This is a genomic window from Cellulomonas jepli (assembly GCF_047229345.1).
Lineage (GTDB): Bacteria > Actinomycetota > Actinomycetes > Actinomycetales > Cellulomonadaceae > Cellulomonas_A.
In genome coordinates this window covers 17026-39340 of sequence record NZ_JBFTER010000011.1, presented here as the reverse complement: position 1 = coordinate 39340, position 22315 = coordinate 17026, and the positions used below count along the sequence as shown (strand labels likewise).

Here is a 22315-nt window from a genome sequence, read left to right as displayed (position 1 = left end):
CCGCTACGGCCCCGCCGAGCCCGCCCGCCCGGCGCAGCCCGGCACAGCGCCCGAGCCGCCCTCGCCCCTCGTCAGCACGACGACCCGCCCGACCGCCACGGCCACCGCCGCGCCGGCCGCCACGGCCACCACCAAGGAGACCCGAGCCCCGATGACCCCCGAACAGACGACGTGGTTCGCCGAGACCTTCGGCGCGCTCGTGGCCAACGTGGGCCGTGCCGTCCTCGGCAAGGAGCACGCCGTGCGCCTCGCGCTGACCGCGATGCTGTCCGACGGGCACCTGCTGCTGGAGGACGCCCCGGGCACGGGGAAGACGTCCCTCGCGAAGGCGATCGCGGCGACCGTCCAGGGCACGCACCACCGCATCCAGTTCACCCCCGACCTGCTGCCGAGCGACGTCACGGGCGTGACGATCTACGACCAGGGGACCGGGCGCTTCGAGTTCCACCCCGGCCCGGTCTTCACCTCGGTGCTGCTCGCGGACGAGATCAACCGCGCGTCGCCCAAGACGCAGTCGGCGCTGCTCGAGGTCATGGAGGAGGGGCAGGTCACGGTCGACGGCGTGACGCACCCCGTCGGCCGCCCGTTCATGGTCATCGCGACGCAGAACCCGATCGAGCAGGCCGGCACGTACCGGCTCCCCGAGGCGCAGCTCGACCGGTTCCTGATCAAGACCTCCCTCGGCTACCCGGACCGCAGCTCGACCGTCGAGATCCTCGCGGGCGCCAAGGACCGCACGACGGGCCTGCAGCCCAAGATCACGACCAAGGCGGTCGCCGACATGGCCGACCTCGCGGGGAGCGTGCACATCGACGCCGCGGTGCTCGACTACGTCGCGCGCCTGCTCGAGGCCACGCGCGAGGATGCGCAGACCTCGCTCGGGGCGTCCGTGCGCGGCGGGCTCGCGCTCGTGCGCTGCTCGAAGGTCTGGGCGGCGTCCGACGGGCGCGGGTTCGTGGTGCCCGACGACATCAAGGCGCTCGCCGTGCCGATCCTCGCGCACCGCCTGGTGCTCGACACCGAGGCCGAGTTCGCGGGCGTGACGTCCGTGCAGGTGATCGAGCGGATCGTCGCGTCCACGCCACCTCCGGCGCAGCGGGCGGCCTGACGGTGGCCCTGCGCGTCTCCGGTGCCGGCTGGGCGGCTGCGGTCGCCGCGGTCGTCGGCCTCGTGCTGGGGCGGGTGCTCGGCTGGCTCGAGCTCGCCGCCGGGGGAGCCGCGCTCGCGGGGCTCGTCGTGGTCGCGCTGCTCATGACGGTCGGGCGCGAGCGGTTCGCGGTCGAGCTGGACCTGGCGGACCGGCGCGTGCGCGTCGGCGAGCGCGCGGTCGGGCGGCTCGCGGTCCGCAACGTCGCCCGCCGGCGCTCGCTGCCCGCGCGCATCGAGCTGCCCGTCGGTGCCGGCGCCGCGGACCTCGCGCTGCCGTCGCTCGGACCGGGCGTCGAGCACGACGACATCTTCGCGATCCCCACGTCGCGGCGCGCGGTCGTCGTCGTCGGCCCGGTGCGCTCGGTGCGCGGCGACCCGCTGGGCCTCGCGCGGCGGCGGGTGCGCTGGACCGAGCCCGTCGAGCTCTACGTGCACCCCGAGCTCGTGTCGCTCGCGGGGGCGAGCGCGGGGCTGCTGCGCGACCTCGAGGGGCAGTCGACGCGCGACCTGTCCGACAGCGACCTGTCGTTCCACGCCCTGCGCGACTACGTCGCGGGCGACGACCGCCGGTACATCCACTGGCGCACGACGGCCCGCCGCGGCGCGCTCATGGTCAAGCAGTTCGAGGACACGCGGCGCACGCAGACCGCGCTCGCGCTCTCGACCGACCCGCGCGACTACGCCGACGACGACGAGTTCGAGCTCGCCGTCTCGACCGTCGCGTCGCTCGGCGTGCAGACGCTCCGCGAGGAGCGCGACCTCGCCGTGCTCGTCGGTGCCGGCCGCCTGCGCGTCGAGACCCCGCCGCTCCTGCTCGACGACTGCGCGGGCGTCCAGCTCGCGATCGGCGGCACCGGGATGTCCGCGCTGGGCCGTCGCGTCGCCCGCGACGCCCCGGAGGCGTCCGTCGCGGTGCTGGTGACGGGCTCGGTCCCGTCCGCGGGCGACCTGCGCGCCGGCGCGCGGCACGTGCCCGTCGGCACCCGGACGGTCGTCATGCGCTGCACGGCCGGCGAGGAGGTCCAGGTGCGGACGCAGGGCTCCCTGAGCCTGGCGACCCTGGGCACGCTCGACGACCTGCCGCGCGTGCTGCGCCGGGTGGTGAGCTGATGGCCGGTGCCGGGACCTCGCCCCGGGCACCCCGCGGCGCCCCGCCGCGCGGAGGGTGGCCCGCGGTCGTCGACGTCGTGCTGCTCGTCGGCGCGCTCGCCGTCGCGCTCGTGCCGCTCGTCCCGGTCTACGGCGCGCGCGCGGCCGTCCCCGCGCTGGCCGGCGGGCTCCTGCTGGGCACCGCGATCGGCGTGCTCGGGGCGCTCCGGCGCTGGTCGGCGATCGTCGTGGTCGCGCTCGTCGTGCTCGCGTACTTCCTCGCGGGCGGTGCGCTCGCGGCCCCGAGCACGACCGTCGCGGGCGTCGTCCCGACCCTGCGCACGCTCACCGAGCTCGCGGTCGGCGCGACGGCCTCGTGGAAGCAGGTCCTCACGCTGCAGCCGCCGGTCGGGACCAGCGGCGCGCTGCTGGCCGTGCCCTTCCTGCTCGCGCTCGTCGGCTCGGTGACGGCGACCGCGACCGCGCTGCGCGTGCGTTCCCCGGGCCGGGCGGCGCTCGCCGCGGTCGTCCCGGGTGTCGCGCTCGTGGGTGCGGTGCTCCTCGGGACACGTCAGGAGATCGCGCCCGTCGCGACCGGCCTCGGGCTCGCCGCGGTGCTCGTCGGGTGGGCCGCGTGGCGCACGGGCGGGGTCCGGCCGCGCCGGTTCGTCGCGCTCGGCGTGCTGGTCGCGGTCGTCGCCGGGTGCGGCGTGCTCGGCGCGCCCCTCGTGACCGGCTCGACGCCGCGGTACGTGCTGCGCGACGAGCTCGTCCCGCCGTTCGACCCGCGGGCGTACCCGAGCCCGCTCTCCGGCTTCCGCAAGCTCGTCAAGGCGAAGGACGACCCGCTGTTCACGGTGAGCGGCCTGCCGGCCGGCGCGCGCGTGCGCCTCGCGACGATGGACCGGTTCGACGGCGTCGTGTGGAACGTCGCGGGCGACGGCTCCGCGCAGGGTTCGGGGGAGTTCCGGCGCGTCGGCGAGACCATCGAGACCACGGCGCGCGGCGAGGCGGCCCAGGTCACCATCGAGGTCGAGGAGCTCTCGGGCGTCTGGTTGCCGACGGTGGGCCAGGCGACCGCGGTGCGCTTCGACGACCCGGTCGTCGCAGGCGAGCTGCGCTACAACGACGCGACGGGCGCCGCCGTGCTGACCGGCGGCGTGGAGCCCGGCCTGCGGTACACGGTGGACGTGGTCGTGCCCCCGGTGCCCGACGACGCGACCGTCGGCGAGGCCGGACCTGCGCCCGTCGTCGTCCCCGACGTGACCGGGGTGCCCGACGTGATCGGCGCGACCGCGGCGGACGTGGCCCGCGACGCCGGGCCACCCGTGCAGATCGCGCGCAGCCTCGAGAAGGCGCTCGCCGAGGGCGGCTTCTTCAGCCACGGCCTGACCGAGGCGGGGGACTCGCCGTCGCTCTCCGGCCACGGCGCCGACCGGCTGACGACGCTGCTCGGCTCGGAGCTCATGGTCGGCGACGGCGAGCAGTACGCGTCGGCGATGGCCCTGATGGTCCGCCAGATGGGGCTGCCGTCGCGCGTCGTGCTGGGCTTCGTGCCCGGCGAGGAGGAGCGCGGCGCGGAGTCGATGACCGTCACGGGCGACGACGTCGAGGCCTGGGTCGAGGTGGGGTTCGCGGGCCACGGCTGGGTCCCGTTCGACCCGACCCCGCCGCGCTCGCAGACGCCGCAGGAGGAGTCGACGACCAAGCCGTCCGACCCCGAGCCGCAGGTCGTGCAGCCGCCGCCCCCGCCGCCCGAGCCCGTCACCCCGCCCGAGGACGACACCGAGCAGCCGCAGGCCGAGGACCCGGACGCCGGTGACCAGGGCGGCCCGGTGTGGCTGCGCGTCGCGCGCGTGGCCGGTGTCGTCGCGATCCCGCTGGTCGTGCTGCTCGGCCCGCTCGTCGTCGTCCTCGCCCTCAAGGCGCGTCGCCGGCGCCGGCGCCGGGACCACCCGGACGCCGTGGTGCGCGTCGCGGGCGGCTGGGACGAGGTGCTCGACGCCGCGCGCGACCTGCGCCACCCGCCGTCGCCGCTCGCGACGCGGCGCGAGACCGCCGACGAGCTCACCCGCGCCCTGTCGGGTGTCGCCGGTGCGGGGGCCGCGTGGTCCGCGCACCGGGCGGGCTCGGTCGTGGGCCGGCTCGCGGCCGAGGCCGACGCCGCGGTGTTCGGCCCCGGCACGCCGACGCTCGCCGAGGCCGCCGCGTACTGGCGGCGGGTCGAGCAGGCGGTCACCGAGATGCACGGCGCGCTGCCGTGGGGCCGGCGCGTGCGGGCCCGGGTCTCGCTCGCGTCGCTGCGTCGCGCGCGTCGGGTGCCGCGCGCGGGCGGACCGCCCGGACGGCCGCTGCGCCGCACCCGGCGGCGCACGACCCCGGACACCCCGTCGACCCACGAGCAAGGACCCCGCTCATGAGCCACCCCGCACCGGCGTCGCTCGGACGTCGCGCCGCCGCGTTCCTGCTCGACCTGGCCGTGGCCCTCGTGCTGGGCGGCGGCGTGGTCCTCGCCGTCGCGCTCCGGACCGCCCGGGACCTCGGGTCCGACGCTGCGGCCGCACCCGCCTCGCCCGGCCTCCTGCTCGGCGCGTGGGCCCTGCTGCTCGTGCAGGCGCTCGTGCAGTGGTGGACCCACGGGACGCTCGGCTGGACGCTCGGGCGGCGCGTGCTGCACCTGCGCACGGTCGACGCCCGCACCGGGCGTCCGCTCGGCCTCGGGCGCGTGCTGCTGCGCGGCCTCGTCGTGGCCGCGGGCTCGGTCGTGCTCCTCGGGTCGTTCGTCGTGCTCGCGTCACCCCTGCTCGACCGCACGGGCCGCAACCGCGGCTGGCACGACCGGGTCGCGGGCGGCGAGGTCGTCGACCTGCGCACGGTCGAGGCCCCGCTCGCCGGGCGTCGCGACGGCGCACGCGGGTCGCGCTCGCGCACCGGCGCTCCCGCCCGCCCGCACCTGGTGACGCCGCGGCCGGCGCCCGACGAGGACTGGTCGCTGGTCACCCCGGCGGGAACCGCGGAACCCGTCCGCCCCGCCGACCCGCAGGACGTGGGGAGCCGTCGGCTGGGTGCGCTGCTCGCCGACCGCCGCGGCGGCGGACCGTCGCTCGTGCTGCCGCCGCTCGGCGAGCCCGGCGTCGCTCCCGACGTCGACACGCGCGCGATCCCGATGCTGCGGCCCACGGTGTTCGCCCTCGACCCCGCGCTCGAGGAGACCCGCCGCTCGCCCCTGCGCCCGGACGAGCGCCCGGCGCCGTCGGAGCCGCTCGACCCGCGGGCCGTCGCGCTCGAGCTGAGCGACGGGCGGACCGTGACGGTCGACGGGACCGTGCTCGTCGGCCGCAACCCCGTGGGGACCGGCGCCGAGCAGCTGGTGCGGGTCGTCGACCCGGGCCGCTCGGTGTCCAAGACGCACCTGCAGCTCGGCGTCGACGACCTCGGCCTGTGGGTGGCCGACCGGGGCTCCACGAACGGGACCCTCGTGACGCTCGCCGACGGCCAGCAGATCGTCTGCGGGGTCGAGCAGCGGGTGCGCGTCCCGCTCGGGTCGACGGTCTCGTTCGGCGACTGCGGCCTGCGCGTCGTCCCCCCGCCGGTGGAGCGCCGGCTGGCCTAGAGTCGGCCTCATGGCGCCCGTGCGGCCCGCTGCGAGGATGCAGCCTGTCGAGGTCCTCGAGGAGGACGTCGAGGGCACGGGCGCGCGACCACGGCACGCGCCGCCCCCCACCGACGGCCCGCTGCCCGACGCCGCGCTCCTCGCCGGCGACGGCGCAGCGCCCCCCGTGCCGCCCGTGCCGCCCGCACCGGACGTGCGGCACCTCCTGCGTCGGTGGTGGCCCGTGCCCGTCGCGCTCGTCGTCGCGGTGGCCGCGGTCGGTGCGGTCGGGACCCAGCGCGACCGCGAGCGCGCGGAACGCCTCGCGGCGGTGCCCGGGGTGGTGCGCGCGCTCGACGGGCCGCCCGAGGTGCTGTGGACCGCACCCGCGTCGCCCGGGGACCAGCTCCTCGGCGCCCGGGGGCTGCTCGTCGTGGTGCAGCCCCGCACCGACGCCTGGCACGCGACGGCGCACGACGCCCGCACCGGCGAGGCGCGGTGGACCGTCGACGTCGCGCCGGTGGCCGGGGCGGCGATGGAGGCGGGACCGGTGCGCTGCCCCGACCCGGGCGTCGACGTCGGCGCCGTGGTGGTCTGCCTCGCGACCGAGCCGGCCCCGCTGTACGCCGACGACCCGGACGGCGCCGTGGCGTCGGGTGACGTCGCGGCCTTCTCGGAGGTCGAGCTCGCGCTCCCCGAGACCCGGGTCGTGGCCCTGTCCGCGCAGGACGGGACCACGCTCGGGGCGTGGACGCTGCTCGGCGAGCTCGTGGCGGCGGGGCGGGCGGGGGACGACGTCGTCGTCGTGACGGTGGACGGCGACGAGCACGTCGTGGTCGCCCGCCGCGGCGGCGCGACCGGGGAGGTCCGGTGGGGGTGGCGCAGCCCCGAGCCGATCCGGGGGACGAGCCTGCGCGCGCTCACCTCGGTGGAGGTCACGCGCGGGCTCGTCGTGGTCGCCGGTTCCGCGACCCGTGTGCTCGACGTCGCCGACGGCACCGAGCTGGCGGCCGCCCCCGACTTCAGCTTCCTGCGCGTCGTGCCCCTGCGTGCGGGCTTCGGGACGTGGTCGCCGGCCCAGGGCGGTGCCGTGCACGACCCGGCCGGGGCCGTCACGGCGACCGTGCCCGGGCTCCCGGCGCCCCTCGCCGTCGACGACGGCTCCGAGCCGCGGCTCGTCGTGCTGGACGCGGGCAACGCGGTCGTGGCCCACGACGCCGCGACGGGCGAGCAGCGGTGGCGCGCGACCACGGCGCTCGACCCCGAGGTCGTCGTCGACCACCGCCTCGTCGTCGTGGGCGCGAGCCGCTACGGCGTCGTGGACGCGCGCACCGGGGCGGAGGTGTGGGACGAGGAGCTCGGCGCGCCGCTGCCGTGGCCGCCGCTGACGGACGGCGCCCTCGTGCTGGGGCCCGGGCTCGCCCCGGACGGGTCGACGCACCTCGTCGGGCGCGGGGTGCCCGACGGCGTGCGCTACTGGTCCGTCCCCGTCCCGCCGGAGACGCGCCACGTGCGCGCCGTCGCGGGGCACCTCGTGCTGACCACCCGGGACGAGCACGTTGCGCTGGGCTGAGGGCGTGCGCCGGGCTGAGCTCGTGCGCCGGGCTGAGCGCGCGAGCCGGGCTGAGCGCTCGAGTGGGCCCCGGCGCCGGGCGGCCGCGTGGTGAGCCGGCCGTCGCGCGGCGGGCGCCGGTCGATGCACGAGGTCGAGCTCGTCGAGTCGTCGCCGCGTGCCCGCCGGGAGGACGCCGCTGGTGCGCGCACGGGCGCGGACCGCGCCGGCGCCCACGACGGCGGCCGCCAGGGTGGTGACCGCACCGGTGGCGACCACACCGGTGCGGACCCCGCGGGTGGCGGCGACGCCGCGCACGCCGCCGGTGCGCCGGACCGGTCGCGCGGCGGGGCGCGCACGGGCACCGCGTTCGTGCGACGTCACCGCGTCCGGCTCGTCGCCGCCGGGGTCGTCGTCGCCGCGGCGCTCGCGGTCGGGACCGTCCGGGACGCGCGAGCCGACCGTGCCCGGGACGCGGCGCTCGCGGTCGCGCCCGCGGTCCTGGACGCGATCGGGTCCACCGACGGCGCAGGGCTCGAGCGGTGGCGCCGGCCGGTGCTCGACGGCCTCGTCGCCGGTGACGGTCTGGTGGTCACCGCGGGCGTGACCGGGGCGGGCGTCGGAGGTGTCGCCGCCTACGACGCGGCGACCGGCGCACCGCTGTGGGACGCGGCGGTCGGCTCCGTGGGCCCGCAGGGCGAGCTGACGTGCGTGCTGACGGCCGGCGCCGGCGGTGAGGTCGCGGGCGACGACGGTGCGGTGACGGCCGGGGGCGTCGGCGACCGGGGTGCGCCCGGCGAGGGGGCGACCGTGGCGTGCGTCGCGGTGCCCGCCGTCGGCAAGGAGGCGTGGGGTGGCCTCGGCCGTCGGGGCGAGGTGCGGGTCGTCGTGCTCGACGCCGCGACGGGCGCGCTCGTGCGCGACGGCCCGGCGGACCGCAGCGACGTCGGGCTGACCGCGCTCGGGCGCGACCTGCTCCTCACGCGCACCGTGCCCGGCGGTGCCGTGCGGGTCACGCGCGAGGACGCCCGGACCGGCACCGAGGCCTGGTCGTCGGACGTCGACGCCCGCGCGCCCGACGCCCGCGGGCCGCAGCCGGCCGTGACGCGCGTCGCGAGCGGGCTGCTCGTGGTGGACGGAGGAGCGGTCCGCGTGCTGGACGGCGACGGTGACCCGGTCGGCGCCTGGCCGGCCGGTGTCGCCCGGCCCGACGCACCGGTCGTGCTCACGGGCGACGACGGCTCGGTGCCGGACCTCGGGCTCGTGGCCAGGCCGGCGGACGACGGCGTGGACCTGCGCGCGACCGCCGGCACGGCACGGTGGTCGGCCCGGACCGCCGCCGACTCGGCGCTGGTGGTCCAGGGCCGGGTGGTGACGTCCGATGCCGCGGGTGCGCTGACCGCGCGTGACGCCGGCACCGGCGGGGTCCTGTGGTCCGCGGACGCGGCGAGGTGGACCGGCGTGGACGCGTCCACGGCCCTCGGCGCGGTGCAGACCGACGGCGAGCACGTCCTCGTGCCGCTCCTGCTGACCGACGGAACGCCCGTGCTCGTCGCGGTCGACCCGCGCGACGGCCGCGCGGCGTGGACGGCGCCGCTGCCGGCCGACGTGCGCTCGGTCGAGCGGTCCGGCCGCCGGCTGCTCGCGCGCACCGCCACGGAGGTCGTCGCGCTCGGTCAGGACTAGCGTGCAGGGATGGCCCCGCACGCGGAGCGGCCGTCGATGCAGGACGTCGTCCTCGACGAGGACGACGCGCTCACGCTCGCGCCCGCGCCGGACCTGCGCGCGACCGGGGTCGCGCTCGTCGGCTGGAGCCGGGGGCACGTGCTGCGGGCCTGCGCAGCGACGACCGCTCTCGTGGCGCTCGCGCTGACCGTGCTCGTCGGGCTCCCGCGCTGGTCGCTCGCGCACGAGCGGCGGGTGCTGACCGCGCCCGTCGAGCTCCCGGGCGCGATCCGTCCGCTCGGGGGCCCGCCGGCCGTCGCGTGGACGACGCGGGGCCCGTGGTCGCCCCGCACCGTGCTCGCGGGCGACACGGTCGTGGTGTACGCGGCCGACGTGGACGACGGCACGGCCGAAGGGCTCGACCTCGTGACCGGCGCGGTCCGGTGGCGCACCACCCTCCCGAGCGGCCCGCTCGGCACGCTGCGCCGCTGCCTCGCGGTCGACCCGGGACCCGGCGAGCGGGCCGCGGTCGTCTGCCTGACGGAGCCGGAGCGCTCCGCGGTCCGCACGGCGCCGGTCGCCGGGCCGGTCGTCGTGCTGGACGCGCTCGACGGCCGTGTGGTCGCCCGGCGCGACGCCCGCGGCACGGTCGCCGGTGCCGTCGTCCTGGGTCGCGACCTCGTCCTGCCGCTCGCGGACGAGTCCGGGGTCGCGGTCGAGCGCAGCGACGCCCGGACCGGGACCCCGGTGTGGCGCACGCAGGTGCTCGACCCGCCCGTCACCGTGCCGCCCCAGCGCGTCGCCCTGCGCGCGGGGCACGGCACGCTGCTCGTCGCGACCGGGGGCACGTCGCTCGTGCTCGAGGAGGCGACGGGGCGGTCGGTGCAGGTCGTGGACCGAGGCACCCGCCCGCGGGACCACGTGGGTCTCCTGCGTGACGGGTCCGTCCTCGTCGGCGCGTACGGCACGGCCGGCTCGGCGCTCATGATCCGGACGACCGTCTACGACGCCGGCGGCCGGGAGCGGTTCACCACGCGCGGCACGGTGAGCGAGCCGCGGGTCTCGGACCGGCCCGAGGAGCGGCTCTACGCGTGGAGCTCGCTGCCCGGGAGCCCGTTCGGCGGTCGCGTCCGGGCGGTCTCCCGGCTCACGGGCCTCGAGCTGTGGCAGTCGCCCGGCCCGTCGGCCGGGGTGCTGCTCGAGCTCGACGGCGTCGCGGTCCTGCACGGGGCGGGCTTCGAGGTGGGCGTCGACGCGCAGGACGGCGAGCAGCTGTGGCGCCGGCAGGTGACGCTCACGTCGTCGGACCAGCCGTTCACCGACGGCGCGCACGTCATCGTCGCGCGCGTCGAGCCGGGGCGCGGGACGGTGCTCGAGGCGCTGGGCGTCCGGGACGGGCGGACCGCCTGGGAGGTGCTGCTGCCGCCCGGCGTGACCCGCGTCGAGCAGGTCGGCACGCACCTCGTCGGGATCGGCCCGCGGCTCGTCGTCGCGCTGCGGTGACACCGGCTGACCGTGCCTGCGCCGCGCGGTACAGTGACGGCATGCTCTCGCGTGCGCTCCTCCTCCTTCGTCGCCGCGGCGAGGCCTTCTAGGCCGGAACCTCGCCGCGGTGTTCGGTGTGCCGGCTGCCCCTCCACCGACGACCCGAGCGAAGGACCCCCGATGAGCTTCCTGAACGCCCCGCAGCAGCCCTCCGGCATGCCGGTGCACCGCTACCGCCCGTTCCACGAGCAGATCCGCGTCGACCTCCCGGACCGCACGTGGCCGGACCGCCGCATCGAGAAGGCCCCGCGCTGGTGCGCGGTCGACCTGCGTGACGGCAACCAGGCCCTGATCGAGCCGATGAACCCGCAGCGCAAGCTGGAGATGTTCGAGCTGCTCGTGCAGATGGGCTTCAAGGAGATCGAGGTCGGCTTCCCGTCGGCGTCGCAGACCGACTTCGACTTCGTGCGGATGCTGATCGAGGAGGACCGCATCCCCGACGACGTCGTGATCCAGGTCCTGACGCAGGCGCGCGAGCACCTGATCGAGCGCACGTACGAGGCGATCGCGGGCGCCAAGCAGGCGATCGTGCACCTGTACAACTCGACGTCGGTGCTGCAGCGCGAGGTCGTGTTCCGCTCCGACGAGGACGGCATCGTCGACATCGCGGTCTCGGGTGCCCGGCTGTGCAAGAAGTACGAGGAGCTCGTCCCCGACACCGAGGTGTTCTACGAGTACAGCCCGGAGTCGTACACCGGGACCGAGCTCGAGTTCGCGGTGCGGATCTGCAACGCGGTCCTCGACGTGCTCGAGCCGACGCCCGAGCGCAAGGTCATCATCAACCTGCCCGCGACGGTCGAGATGGCCACCCCGAACGTCTACGCCGACTCGATCGAGTGGATGGGCCGGCACCTGCGCCACCGCGAGAACGTGGTGCTGTCGCTGCACCCGCACAACGACCGCGGCACGGGCGTCGCGGCGGCTGAGCTCGGCTACCTGGCCGGCGCCGACCGCATCGAGGGCTGCCTGTTCGGCAACGGCGAGCGCACCGGCAACGTCTGCCTCGTCACGCTGGGCCTGAACCTGCTCAGCCAGGGGATCGACCCCGAGATCGACCTGTCAGACATCGACCACGTGCGCCGCACCGTCGAGCACTGCAACCAGCTGCCCGTCGCCGAGCGGCACCCGTACGGCGGCGACCTGGTCTTCACCGCGTTCTCCGGCTCGCACCAGGACGCGATCAAGAAGGGCCTGGACGCGATGGCGGTCACCGCCGAGCGCGAGGGTCGCGGGGTCGACGACCTCGTGTGGGCCGTGCCGTACCTGCCGATCGACCCGAAGGACGTGGGCCGCTCGTACGACGCGATCATCCGCGTCAACTCCCAGTCCGGGAAGGGCGGCATCTCCTACCTGATGAAGTCCGAGCGCGACCTGGACCTGCCGCGCCGGCTCCAGATCGAGTTCTCGCACGTCGTGCAGGCGTACACCGACGAGCACGGCTCCGAGGTCACGGCCGACGAGCTGTGGCGCATCTTCAACGACGAGTACCTGCCCGTCGAGCCCGGCGGCGAGCTCGCGCCGTGGGGCCGGTTCGCCCTGCGCGGGATCCGCACGGTCGGCGGCGGCGAGGGGCCGGACACGCTGTCCGTCGACCTCGCCGACCGCGGCGAGGTCCGCACGCTCGAGGGCACGGGCAACGGTCCGATCGCGGCGTTCGTGGCGGCGCTGCGCTCGATCGACGTCGACGTGTCCGTGCTCGACTACGCCGAGCACGCTCTGTCGGGCGGCGGCGACGCGACGGCCGCGGCGTACGTCGAGTGCGCGGTCGACGGGCAGACGCTGTGGGGCGTCGGGATCGACCCGTCGATCACGACCGCGTCGCTCAAGGCCATCGTCTCGGCCGTCAACCGACGGCAGCGCTGAGCACCGGGGAGCCCCTCGTGCCGGTGTCCCCGCGTGCGTGCGGGGGCGCCGGCACGCCCGCACCCGGCCCGACACGGCCAGGCCCGGCATCGCTCGGCCGGGCATGGCCCGGCGGGGCGCGACCCGGCCGGGCACGGCCCGGTCCGGTGCCGGTCGCGTGGCGGGTGCGTGCCGATCGCGTGACCGGGGCCCGTCGCGTGCCCCCGGCGTGGGCGGCGCGGGAGAGGATGGGCACGTGAGCCTCTACCGCGACGAGGGCATCGTCCTGCGCACCCACAAGCTGGGCGAGGCCGACCGCATCGTGACCCTGCTGACCCGCCAGCACGGCAAGGTGCGGGCGGTCGGCAAGGGCGTGCGGCGCACGACGTCGCGGTTCGGGTCTCGCCTCGAGCCGTTCATGCACGTCGACCTGCAGCTGAGCACGGGCCGCAACCTCGACATCGTCACGCAGGTCGAGACGCTCGGGGCCTACGGCCGGCCGGTGTGCGAGGACTACGCGCTCTACACCGCGGGCACGGTCATGCTCGAGACCGCCGAGCGGCTCGTCGAGGCCGAGCACGAGCCGGCGCTGCAGCAGTACTGGCTGCTCGTCGGGGCGGTCCGCTCGCTCGCGTCGCGCGAGCACGCTCCTGGCCTGGTGCTCGACTCCTACCTGCTGCGCGCCCTCGCGATCGCGGGCTGGGCGCCGAGCTTCACCGACTGCGCCCGCTGCGGCGCGCCGGGGCCGCACACGTCGTTCGCCGTGGCGCAGGGCGGTGCGGTGTGCCGCGCGTGCCGCCCGCCCGGTGCCACCTCGCCGGCACCGGAGACGTTCGAGCTGCTCGCGTCGCTCCTCGCCGGTGACTGGCCGACCGTCGAGGCGAGCGCCGAACGCCACCGGCGCGAGGGCAACGGTGTCGTCGCCGCGTACTGCCAGTTCCACCTCGAGCGCACGCTGCGCTCGCTGCCCATGGTCGAGAGGATCTGATGCCCGTCCCGCCGCCGCCGCACCCGAGCGGTGCCCGCCCGCCCGCGATCCCGCTCGAGTTCGTGCCGAAGCATGTGGCCGTCGTCATGGACGGGAACGGCCGGTGGGCGAACGCCCGCGGGCTGCCGCGGACGGCCGGGCACGCCGCGGGGGAGGCCTCGCTGCTCGACGTCGTCGCCGGTGCGATCGAGATCGGCGTGCAGCACGTCTCGGCGTACGCGTTCTCGACCGAGAACTGGTCGCGCTCGCCCGAGGAGGTGCGCTTCCTCATGGGCTTCAACCGCGACGTCCTGCGCCGGCGCCGCGACCTGATGAACTCGTGGGGCGTGCGCGTGCGGTGGGCGGGCCGCCGGCCGCGGCTGTGGCGCTCGGTCATCAAGGAGCTCGAGATCGCCGAGGACCTCACGCGGGGGAACGACACCGTGACGCTGACGATGTGCGTCAACTACGGGGGCCGGGCGGAGGTCGCCGACGCCGCGAAGGCGATCGCGCACGAGGTCGCAGCCGGGCGGATCAAGCCCGACAAGGTCGACGAGAAGATGATCGCGCGGTACCTCGACGAGCCCGACCTGCCCGACGTCGACCTGTTCCTGCGCTCGAGCGGCGAGCAGCGCACGTCCAACTTCATGATCTGGCAGGCCGCGTACGCCGAGCTGGTGTTCCTCGAGGAGCCGTGGCCCGACGTCGACCGCCGGCACCTGTGGCGTGCCGTCGAGACGTACGCGCGGCGCGACCGGCGCTACGGCGGGGCGGTCGACCGTCCGCAGGCGGGTGCCGTGGGTGGCGCTGCCGGGGGCGCCTGACGCCGGCCACGTCCGGGGGTGCACGTCCCGCCACCGACTGCCCCTCGCGCGCAGCCCTGGCTCGGCGCGCCGACGGGACCGCGGGGCGTGTGGGCGGTGACCCCTAGCGTGCGAGGCATGACGCTCACACCCGCGATGGTCACGTTCGACACCCTCGACGCCCGGGCGCTGAGCGCCTGGTGGGCGGAGCAGACCGGCGGTGAGGTACGGGACATCGCCGACGGCTGGTTCGTCATGGTCACGCCCGGGCCGATGGGCGGCCCCGTGCTGGGCTTCCAGAAGGTCGAGGACCCCACCCCGGGCAAGAACCGCGTGCACATCGACTTCGGCGGGTCGGCAGGACGTGAGGCGGAGGCCGAGCGGCTGCTCGCAGCCGGCGCGTCGCTCGTCGGACGCCACGAGCACGACGGCTACGCGTGGGTCGTCCTCGCCGACCCGGACGGCAACCAGTTCTGCGTGGGCGACGGCGCCTGAGGGGCGTGCCTCGCAGCCGGCGACGGCCGCGTCCCGGCACGGCCGCGTCCTGGCACGGTCGCGGCCCGGGACGACCGCGTCACCGCAGGTCGTCGACGGGCTCCGCGGTCTCGGAGCCGGGCAGCCGCACGCGCCGAGCGCGGGTGCGCCGGTGCCACACGAGGACGGCGACGAGAGCGGCGACCACCACCGCGAGCAGCCACGGCGAGCGTGCCGCGAGCGCGACGGCTCCCCACAGCGCGCCGAGCCCCACGGTCGCCCACACGAACGCCCACGCGACGCAGCCCGGCACCGAGGCGAGCACGAACCGCGGGTAGCTCATGCGCGCGAGCCCCGCGGCGGCGAAGACGGCGGTCTGCGCGCCGACCGTGAGGTACGCGAGGGTCACCGCGAACGGACCGACGCGACGCAGCGCCTCGGCCGCGCGGCGACCGGACGGGCTCGAGCCCCAGGTCAGCAGCCGCCCGCGGGCCGCGGCGAGCCGCGAGGACCGGTCCGACGCGCGCCGGGTGCCCAGCCCGCTCGCGCCGTGCGCGACGCCGCGCGCGAGCCAGTACGTGCCGTGCGACCGGGCGGCCACGATGACGACGAGCAGCACGACGACGAGCCAGAAGGGCTTGCCGCCGAGCCCGTAGGCCTCCGCGACGTCGGTCTGCTCGAGCACCCGGCGAGTCTATCGGCGAGGTGAGGTGAGCCTTACCGACGGTCTGTCAGCACGAGGCGCGAGCCGCGACCGCCCGGTACCCGGGGGACCGGACGTGGTCGGGTGTGCGGCGCCGTCAGCAGGACTCCGGGGTGCGCCCAACCCCGCCGTCGGGGCCGGTGAGCTCGAGGTCGTCGAGCACGTCGGGGTGCGGGTCGTGCACCGGGGCGCTGCGGCGCAGCAGCGGCCGCGTGACCGCCGCGGCCGCGTACACCAGGACGGCGAGGACGACGATCGTCGCGCCCGGCGGGTAGTCCTGCCAGTACGTGAAGGACAGCCCCACCACGCTCACGGCGACCCCCGTCGCCGACGCGACGGCCATCGTGCGGCCGAACGACCGCGCGAAGAGCTGCGCGATCGCGACGGGGACGATCATGAGCGCGCTCACGAGCAGCAGCCCGACGACGCGCATCGCGACGGTCACGGTGAGCGCGGCGATCGTCGCGACGAGGATGTTGAGGACCCGTACCGGCAGGCCGCTCGCGCGCGCGAACTCCTCGTCGTGGCTCACCGAGAACAGCGCGGCTCGCAGCCCGAGCCCGATCACGAGCACCACGACCGCGAGGCCCACGGTCCACACGAGGTCGGGGTTCGAGACGGTCGAGATCGACCCGAACAGGTAGCTGATGAGGTTGGCGTTGGTCCCGCCCGCGACCTTGATCAGCAGCACGCCGCCGGCGATGCCGCCGTAGAACATGAGCGCGAGCGCGAGGTCGCCGCTCGTGCGCCCGCGCTCGCGCACGAGCTCGATCGCGATGGCCCCGGCGATGGCGGTCACGACGGCGCCGGGCAGCGCGAGGGAGTCCTGCGGCACGACCGACGCCGCGTTGCCGACGAGCCAGCCGAGCGCGACCCCGGTCAGGGCGACGTGCCCGATCCCGTCGCCCATGAGGGCGAGCCGGCGCTGCACGAGGAACGTGCCGACGACGGGCGCCGAGGCGCCGACGACGACCGCCGCGAGCAGCGCCCGCAGCATCAGCGGGGACTGCACCATCGCGAGGAGCTGGTCCCAGGCGCTCACGGGGTGACCTCCACGGAGAGCGACGGACCGGTGCCGGGTGGCTCGGGGTCCGGGTGGGCGTGCAGGTGGTCGTGGTGCGCGCCGGCGTGCTCGTCGCGGGGCCGGGGCGGCGCGCCGTCGTGCACCACGCGCCCGTGCCGCAGCACGACCGCGCGCCCGATGAGCGGGGCGAACGCGCCGAGCTCGTGCAGGATCACCACGACCGTCGCGCCGCCGCCGCGCAGGCGCTCGACCGTGTCGACGAACGTCTGCTGCGTCGGCACGTCGATCCCGGAGGTCGGCTCGTCGAGCACGAGCAGGTCCGGGTCGCGCACGAGCGCGCGGGCGATCAGGACGCGCTGCTGCTGCCCGCCCGAGAGCTCGTGCACCGGACGTCGCGCCCGGTCGGAGAGACCGACCTCGTCGAGCGCGGCGAGCGCCCGGGCGTGGGAGCCCCGCGGGGGGCGCAGGCGGCGGCCGTGCAGCATCCCGGACAGGACGACCTCGACGGCGCTCGCGGGCACCCCGGCGCCCGCGGGCAGCCGCTGCGGGACGTAGCCGACACGGTCGTGCGCGCCGCGGGAGCCGGGCGGCCCGCCGAAGAGCCGGACCTCGCCGGCGCTCACGGGGACGATGCCGAGCAGCGCGCGCACGAGGGTGGACTTCCCGGAGCCGTTGGCACCGAGCAGCGCCACGACCTCTCCCGGGTGCACCGTCAGGTCGACGCCGCGCAGGATCGGGTGCCCGCCGAGGGTCACGTCGACGCCGCGGGCGTCGATCACGGGGGAGCTCACGAGCAGGACAATGCCACCTTCAGCGCGTCGAGGTTGGACTCGGCGATGCTGAAGTAGTCCTGCGAGTCGTCGGCGAGGCCCTCGAGCGGGTCGAGCACGGCCGTCGTCGCACCGACGTCGGCGGCGAGCGACTCGGCGACCTCGGGGCTGACGAGGGTCTCGAAGAACACGGTGGTCACGCCCTCGCTGCGGATGACCTCGCCGATCTCCGCGAGGCGGGCCGGCGACGGCTCGCCCTCGGGGTCGATGCCCGCGACCGCGACCTGCTCGAGGTCGTAGCGGTCCGCGAGGTAGCCGAACGCGGCGTGCGAGGTGACGAGCACGCGGCTGGCGCACGTGGCCAGGCCCGTCTCGTAGGCCGCGTCGAGCTCGGTGAAGCGCTCGCTGAGGGCGGCGGCGTTCGCGACGTACTCGTCGGCGTTCTCGGGGTCGAGCTCGCTGAGCTCGTCGGCGACCGCGTCGACGAGTGCGGGCATGCGGCTCGGGTCGAGCCAGAAGTGCGGGTCGTGCGCACCGTGCTCGGCGTGCTCCTCGGCGGTCTCGCCCTCGTGCGCCTCGTCCTCGTGGGCCTCGCCCTCCGGCTCGGCGTCGAGCAGCTCGACGACGTCCGCCGCGTCGAGGGCGCGCTCGGGCGGGCTCGCGGCGACGGCGTCGTCGACCGCGGCCTGGAAGTCCGCGAGGTACACCACGAGGTCCGCGGCACCGAGCCGGGCGACCTGCGCGGGGGAGAGCTCGAGGTCGTGCGGCTCCGCGCCCGGCGGTGTCAGCGAGTCGACGCTCACCCGGTCGCCGCCCACGCCCGCCGCGACGACCTGCAGCGGGTAGAACGAGGCGAGCACGGACAGGCGCCCGTCGTCGGCCGGCGTGCTCGCGCACCCGCCGAGGGCCAGCGCGGCGGCCGCGGCGAGGACGACGCCCGCCCGGGCGCCACGGAGCCGGTGCCCGTGCTCCGGGCGCGCCGGGATCCGGAGAGAAGTCATGAGGACGATTCTCACGAGGATGAAAACCGTTGTCAAAACGCCTCACCCGGGCGCGGCCGCCCCGTGCAGGTCGGTGCCGCCCCGGTAGCCTGTGCTGTCATCCCCGCGCCACCCAGTCGCGGGCCCTCGTCCCCTGGAGTGATCGCAGTGGCTGCACCGTCCCGCCTCGACAACGTCGTCTCGCTCGCCAAGCGCCGGGGCTTCGTGTTCCCGAGCGGTGAGATCTACGGAGGCACGCGCTCGGCCTGGGACTACGGCCCGCTCGGGGTCGAGCTCAAGGAGAACATCAAGAAGCAGTGGTGGCGCACCATGGTCACCGCGCGCGAGGACATCGTCGGGCTCGACTCGTCGGTCATCCTGCCGCGCCAGGTCTGGGTCGCCTCGGGCCACGTCGGCGTCTTCACCGACCCGCTCACCGAGTGCCTCAGCTGCCACAAGCGGTTCCGCGAGGACCACATGCTGGAGGAGTTCGAGGAGAAGAAGGGCCGCGCGCCCGAGAACGGCCTCGCCGACATCGCGTGCCCCAACTGCGGCACGCGCGGCCAGTGGACCGAGCCCCGCGACTTCAACATGATGCTCAAGACCTACGTCGGCCCCATCGAGGACGAGTCCGGGCTGCACTACCTGCGCCCCGAGACAGCGCAGGGCATCTTCGTGAACTTCGCCAACGTCGTGACGACGAGCCGCAAGAAGCCGCCGTTCGGCATCGGCCAGATCGGCAAGTCGTTCCGCAACGAGATCACGCCGGGCAACTTCATCTTCCGCACGCGCGAGTTCGAGCAGATGGAGATGGAGTTCTTCGTCGAGCCCGGCACCGACGAGACGTGGCACCAGTACTGGATCGACACGCGCACCGACTGGTACACCGACCTCGGCATCAGCCGCGACAACCTGCGCCACTACGAGCACCCGAAGGAGAAGCTCTCGCACTACTCGAAGCGCACCGTCGACATCGAGTACCGCTTCGGCTTCCAGGGCTCCGAGTGGGGCGAGCTCGAGGGCATCGCGAACCGCACCGACTTCGACCTGTCGACGCACAGCGAGCACTCGGGCCAGGACCTGTCGTACTTCGACCAGGCGAAGAACGAGCGCTTCGTGCCGTACGTCATCGAGCCGGCCGCGGGCCTCACGCGCTCGCTGATGGCGTTCCTCGTCGAGTCCTACGTCGAGGACGAGGCCCCCAACACCAAGGGCGGCGTCGACAAGCGCACGGTGCTCCGGCTGGACCCGCGCCTCGCGCCCGTCAAGGCCGCGGTGCTGCCCCTCAGCCGCAACGAGCAGCTCTCGCCCAAGGCGCGCGACCTCGCGGCCGAGCTGCGCCGGTCGTGGAACGTCGAGTTCGACGACGCGGGCGCGATCGGCCGCCGCTACCGCCGCCAGGACGAGATCGGCACGCCGTTCTGCATCACGGTCGACTTCGACACGCTCGACGACCAGGCCGTGACCATCCGCCACCGCGACGACATGTCGCAGCAGCGCGTCGCGCTCGACCAGGTCACGGCGTACCTCGCGACGCGGCTCGTCGGCGCCTGAGCGCGTCCGACGCCGCCGTGGACGGGTCCGTGACCGGGCACGTCCACGGCGGCGGCCCGGAGCCGCGCGCGAGCCGGCGCGTGCGGCTCCTGCTCGCCGCGCTCGTCGTGCCGGCCCTGCTCGCGACCGTGCTCGGTGCGTGGTGGCTGTGGCCCGACCGGGACTCCCTCCCGGTGCTGCGCACCACCGCCCCCGGCACGTCCTTCGAGCGCGTCCTCGTGACGTCGGTCGACCCCGCGCCGGACGCGCCCCCGGAGACCCAGGTGGTCGGCGAGCTCGCCGACGGCAGCAGCACCCCCGTGCTCGTCCCGCCCGAGTACGTCCCCGAGGTCGAGCCGGGTGACACCCTGACGGTGCTCTACCTCGCGGAGGCGGTGGGCGAGGGCAGCCCGTACGTGTTCGTGGACTTCGTGCGCGACGCCCCCGTCGGGCTGCTCGCGGGCGTCTTCGCGGTGCTCGTGCTCGTCGTCGCGCGCTGGCGGGGGCTCGCGGCGCTCGCCGGGCTCGTGGTGTCGTTCGCGGGGATCGCGTGGTTCACGCTGCCCGCGCTGCTCGAGGGACGGCCCGCGGTGCCCGTCGCGCTCGTGACCGCGTCGGCGCTCATGTTCGTGCTGCTCTACCTCGCGCACGGCGTCACGGCGCGCACCACGACGGCGCTCCTCGGGACGTTCGGCGGCCTCGCGGCGACGGCCCTGCTCGCAGGCTGGGCGAGCGGCGCCGCGCACCTCACCGGGCTCGTCGACGAGAACGCGCTCGACCTGCGGCAGTACGCCCCGGACGTGAGCCTGAGCGGGGTCCTGCTGTGCGGGATCGTCGTCGCGGGGCTCGGGGTGCTCAACGACGTGACGATCACGCAGGCGTCCGCCGTGTGGGAGCTGCGGGCGAGCGCCCCGCACGCGAGCCGGCGCGAGCTGTACGCGCGGGGCATGCGCATCGGGCGCGACCACATCGCCTCGACGGTCTACACGGTGGCCTTCGCGTACGTCGGCGCCGCCCTGCCGCTCGTGCTGCTCGTGAGCCTGTCGGACCGTGCGCTGCTCGGGACGCTCACGAGCGGCGAGATCGCCGAGGAGGTCGTCCGGACGCTCGTCGGCTCGATGGGGCTGGTGCTCGCGATCCCGTTGACGACGGTGGTCGCGGCGCTCGTCGTCGGCGGCCCGGGCCGCGCGACGCGCGACGAGCCGGACGGCGACGCTCCCGAGCTCCCCGCGCCCGACGTCCCCGGGCCCGAGGTCCTCGCGCCCGAGGCGGTCAGTGCGCGTGGGCGTGCGGGTGACCCCGGTGACCGTCCAGGGCGTGACGCGGCGGCGGGGACGCCGTGACGACCAGCACCGCGAGCGCGGTCGTGAGCGGGATCGCGAGGACGAGCGAGATCGACCCGACGAGCGTGCGCACGATCTCCTCGGCGAACGCCCCGCTGGTGAGCGTCTGCCCGAGCGGCAGGCCGTAGATCTCGAGCAGCAGCAGCACGGGGAGCGCCGCGCCGGTGTACGCGAAGGCGATCGTGTAGACCGTCGAGGCGATGTGGTCGCGCCCGATGCGCATCGCGTGGCTGAACAGCTCGCCGCGGTCCGCGTCGGGCGACGTCGCGCGGAGCTCCCACACGGCCGACGCCTGCGTGATCGTCACGTCGTTGAGCACGCCCAGGCCGGCGAGCACGACGCCGCACAGGAACAGCCCGCGCAGCGCGGTCGCGCCCTGGTCGCCCAGCAGCCCGGCGAGCCGGTAGGAGTCCTCGGACGTCACCCCCGACAGGTGCGCCGCGCGGGCCGCGAGCACGCCGAGCGCCGCCGTGAGCCCGAGCCCCGCGAGCGTGCCGAGCAGCGCGGTGGAGGTGCGCTCGGAGAACCCGTGCGCGAGGTACAGGACCGCGATCATGATGACGGTCGACCCGCACAGGCCGATGAGCAGCGGGTTCTCGCCCGCGACCAGCCCGGGCAGGATGTACGTCCCGATCACGGCGAACGCGAGCACGAGCCCGATCAGGGCGCGCAGACCGCGCATCCCCGCGACGAGCACGGTGACGACGGCGAACACGAGCGTCAGGGTGCCGAGCGGCACGGTCCGCTCGAAGTCGTGCCACGCCCACAGCTCGCCGTCCGTCGCGGTGGCGGGGTAGCGCTGGACCACGAGGCCGGCGCCCTCACGGACGTCGTCGGGCTGGAGCGTCGCCGTCGCCCAGAGCGCGATGTCCCGGCCCTTCTCGGAGCCGCTCGTCACGGTGGCGAAGACCTGCAGGCACTCGACCTGCGCGGGCACGGAGCCGTCGGCGAGCCGGTCCTCGCTGGTGCCCTCGCACGACTCGACCGAGGTCCCCGTCACGCGGGCCGTCGGGTACTGCACCTCGACGTCGACGAGCTCGCCGTTGGTCGGCTGCGGCTCGCCGGGCCACGTGAGCACCATGCCGAGCAGCGCGGCCAGCCCGAGCGGGACGAGCACCGCGGTCAGCAGCAGGCGGGTCCGGCTCGCGGCGGTGCGCCGGACCGGGGGGTGGTCGGAGCGGTGCTCCGCGGCGGTCGGGGCGGGCGGGGCCGTGGCGGGCTCCCGGGCGGGCGCCGGGGCGTCAGGGGAGTCGGGCACGGTGCGATTGTGCAGCACCGTGCCCG

18 protein-coding genes are annotated in these 22315 nt (G+C 76.0%); 13 read left to right on the top strand and 5 right to left on the bottom strand.

What is annotated here, in order from left to right; all coding sequences use genetic code 11:
• Positions 1 to 151 precede the first annotated feature (151 nt).
• The 11 genes from AB6N24_RS04465 to AB6N24_RS04415 all read left to right on the top strand — a co-directional run bounded on the left by AB6N24_RS04465 (position 152) and on the right by AB6N24_RS04415 (position 14699).
• The gene (locus AB6N24_RS04465; RefSeq protein WP_412868245.1) at positions 152 to 1108 is read left to right on the top strand and encodes an AAA family ATPase; all 957 of its coding nucleotides are present in this window, start codon (positions 152 to 154) and stop codon (positions 1106 to 1108) included.
• 2 nt (positions 1109 to 1110) lie between these two features.
• Complete coding sequence (locus AB6N24_RS04460; RefSeq protein ID WP_412868220.1) at positions 1111 to 2259, top strand: DUF58 domain-containing protein; 1149 nt, start codon at positions 1111 to 1113, stop codon at positions 2257 to 2259.
• Positions 2259 to 4658 (top strand): transglutaminase TgpA family protein, encoded by a 2400-nt coding sequence (locus AB6N24_RS04455; RefSeq protein WP_412868219.1) that lies wholly within the window; start codon positions 2259 to 2261, stop codon positions 4656 to 4658. Before AB6N24_RS04460 ends, AB6N24_RS04455 begins: the two co-directional genes overlap by 1 nt.
• Positions 4655 to 5851: an RDD family protein gene (locus AB6N24_RS04450; protein ID WP_412868218.1), complete on the top strand. Its 1197-nt coding sequence runs from the start codon at positions 4655 to 4657 to the stop codon at positions 5849 to 5851. The genes AB6N24_RS04455 and AB6N24_RS04450 overlap by 4 nt, the downstream gene beginning before the upstream one ends.
• A 37-nt stretch (positions 5852 to 5888) precedes the next feature.
• Positions 5889 to 7403 (top strand): outer membrane protein assembly factor BamB family protein, encoded by a 1515-nt coding sequence (locus AB6N24_RS04445; RefSeq protein WP_412868217.1) that lies wholly within the window; start codon positions 5889 to 5891, stop codon positions 7401 to 7403.
• Between the two features lie 123 nt (positions 7404 to 7526).
• Positions 7527 to 9068 (top strand): outer membrane protein assembly factor BamB family protein, encoded by a 1542-nt coding sequence (locus AB6N24_RS04440; RefSeq protein WP_412868216.1) that lies wholly within the window; start codon positions 7527 to 7529, stop codon positions 9066 to 9068.
• Positions 9069 to 9077: 9 nt separating this feature from the next.
• Complete coding sequence (locus tag AB6N24_RS04435) at positions 9078 to 10550, top strand: outer membrane protein assembly factor BamB family protein (RefSeq protein ID WP_412868215.1); 1473 nt, start codon at positions 9078 to 9080, stop codon at positions 10548 to 10550.
• Between the two features lie 162 nt (positions 10551 to 10712).
• A complete protein-coding gene (gene leuA, locus AB6N24_RS04430) occupies positions 10713 to 12455 on the top strand; it encodes a 2-isopropylmalate synthase (RefSeq protein ID WP_412868214.1) in 1743 nt (580 codons plus the stop codon).
• Between the two features lie 235 nt (positions 12456 to 12690).
• Positions 12691 to 13422 (top strand): DNA repair protein RecO, encoded by a 732-nt coding sequence (gene recO / locus AB6N24_RS04425; RefSeq protein ID WP_412868213.1) that lies wholly within the window; start codon positions 12691 to 12693, stop codon positions 13420 to 13422.
• Positions 13422 to 14225 (top strand): isoprenyl transferase, encoded by an 804-nt coding sequence (locus AB6N24_RS04420; protein ID WP_412868212.1) that lies wholly within the window; start codon positions 13422 to 13424, stop codon positions 14223 to 14225. Before recO ends, AB6N24_RS04420 begins: the two co-directional genes overlap by 1 nt.
• Positions 14226 to 14342: 117 nt before the next feature.
• On the top strand, positions 14343 to 14699 hold the full coding sequence (locus AB6N24_RS04415) for a VOC family protein (protein WP_412868211.1): 357 nt from the start codon (positions 14343 to 14345) through the stop codon (positions 14697 to 14699).
• Between the two features lie 79 nt (positions 14700 to 14778).
• Here the strand turns inward: AB6N24_RS04415 and AB6N24_RS04410 are convergent, their stop codons facing one another.
• The 4 genes from AB6N24_RS04410 to AB6N24_RS04395 form a co-directional block, all read right to left on the bottom strand.
• Positions 14779 to 15363, bottom strand: a complete 585-nt coding sequence (locus AB6N24_RS04410) for a DedA family protein (protein WP_412868210.1) — start codon at positions 15361 to 15363, stop codon at positions 14779 to 14781.
• A gap of 115 nt (positions 15364 to 15478) precedes the next feature.
• On the bottom strand, positions 15479 to 16423 hold the full coding sequence (locus AB6N24_RS04405) for a metal ABC transporter permease (RefSeq protein ID WP_412868209.1): 945 nt from the start codon (positions 16421 to 16423) through the stop codon (positions 15479 to 15481).
• Complete coding sequence (locus AB6N24_RS04400) at positions 16420 to 17196, bottom strand: metal ABC transporter ATP-binding protein (RefSeq protein WP_412868208.1); 777 nt, start codon at positions 17194 to 17196, stop codon at positions 16420 to 16422. Before AB6N24_RS04400 ends, AB6N24_RS04405 begins: the two co-directional genes overlap by 4 nt.
• Positions 17193 to 18176 carry a metal ABC transporter substrate-binding protein gene (locus tag AB6N24_RS04395; RefSeq protein ID WP_412868207.1) on the bottom strand — a complete coding sequence of 328 codons (984 nt, stop codon included), beginning with the start codon at positions 18174 to 18176 and terminating at the stop codon, positions 17193 to 17195. The genes AB6N24_RS04400 and AB6N24_RS04395 overlap by 4 nt, the downstream gene beginning before the upstream one ends.
• A gap of 147 nt (positions 18177 to 18323) precedes the next feature.
• Between AB6N24_RS04395 and AB6N24_RS04390 the strand changes: the two genes are divergently transcribed.
• Positions 18324 to 19709 (top strand): glycine--tRNA ligase, encoded by a 1386-nt coding sequence (locus AB6N24_RS04390; RefSeq protein ID WP_412868206.1) that lies wholly within the window; start codon positions 18324 to 18326, stop codon positions 19707 to 19709.
• A gap of 29 nt (positions 19710 to 19738) precedes the next feature.
• Entirely contained in the window at positions 19739 to 21031 is a 1293-nt protein-coding gene (locus tag AB6N24_RS04385) for a YibE/F family protein (protein ID WP_412868205.1), read from the top strand.
• Here the strand turns inward: AB6N24_RS04385 and AB6N24_RS04380 are convergent.
• Entirely contained in the window at positions 20961 to 22289 is a 1329-nt protein-coding gene (locus tag AB6N24_RS04380; RefSeq protein WP_412868204.1) for a YibE/F family protein, read from the bottom strand. The two genes, AB6N24_RS04385 and AB6N24_RS04380, sit on opposite strands and share 71 nt — an antisense overlap.
• Positions 22290 to 22315: the final 26 nt, after the last annotated feature.

Bases quoted from the DNA above. Each gene is read 5' to 3' on its own strand.
- AB6N24_RS04465 (WP_412868245.1), top strand. From the start codon at position 152: ATGACCCCCGAACAGACGACGTGGTTCGCCGAGACCTTCGGCGCGCTC.
- AB6N24_RS04455 (WP_412868219.1), top strand. From the start codon at position 2,259: ATGGCCGGTGCCGGGACCTCGCCCCGGGCACCCCGCGGCGCCCCGCCG.
- AB6N24_RS04450 (WP_412868218.1), top strand. From the start codon at position 4,655: ATGAGCCACCCCGCACCGGCGTCGCTCGGACGTCGCGCCGCCGCGTTC.
- AB6N24_RS04445 (WP_412868217.1), top strand. From the start codon at position 5,889: ATGCAGCCTGTCGAGGTCCTCGAGGAGGACGTCGAGGGCACGGGCGCG.
- AB6N24_RS04440 (WP_412868216.1), top strand. From the start codon at position 7,527: ATGCACGAGGTCGAGCTCGTCGAGTCGTCGCCGCGTGCCCGCCGGGAG.
- AB6N24_RS04435 (WP_412868215.1), top strand. From the start codon at position 9,078: ATGGCCCCGCACGCGGAGCGGCCGTCGATGCAGGACGTCGTCCTCGAC.
- leuA (WP_412868214.1), top strand. From the start codon at position 10,713: ATGAGCTTCCTGAACGCCCCGCAGCAGCCCTCCGGCATGCCGGTGCAC.
- AB6N24_RS04420 (WP_412868212.1), top strand. From the start codon at position 13,422: ATGCCCGTCCCGCCGCCGCCGCACCCGAGCGGTGCCCGCCCGCCCGCG.
- AB6N24_RS04415 (WP_412868211.1), top strand. From the start codon at position 14,343: ATGACGCTCACACCCGCGATGGTCACGTTCGACACCCTCGACGCCCGG.
- AB6N24_RS04395 (WP_412868207.1), bottom strand. From the start codon at position 18,176: ATGACTTCTCTCCGGATCCCGGCGCGCCCGGAGCACGGGCACCGGCTC.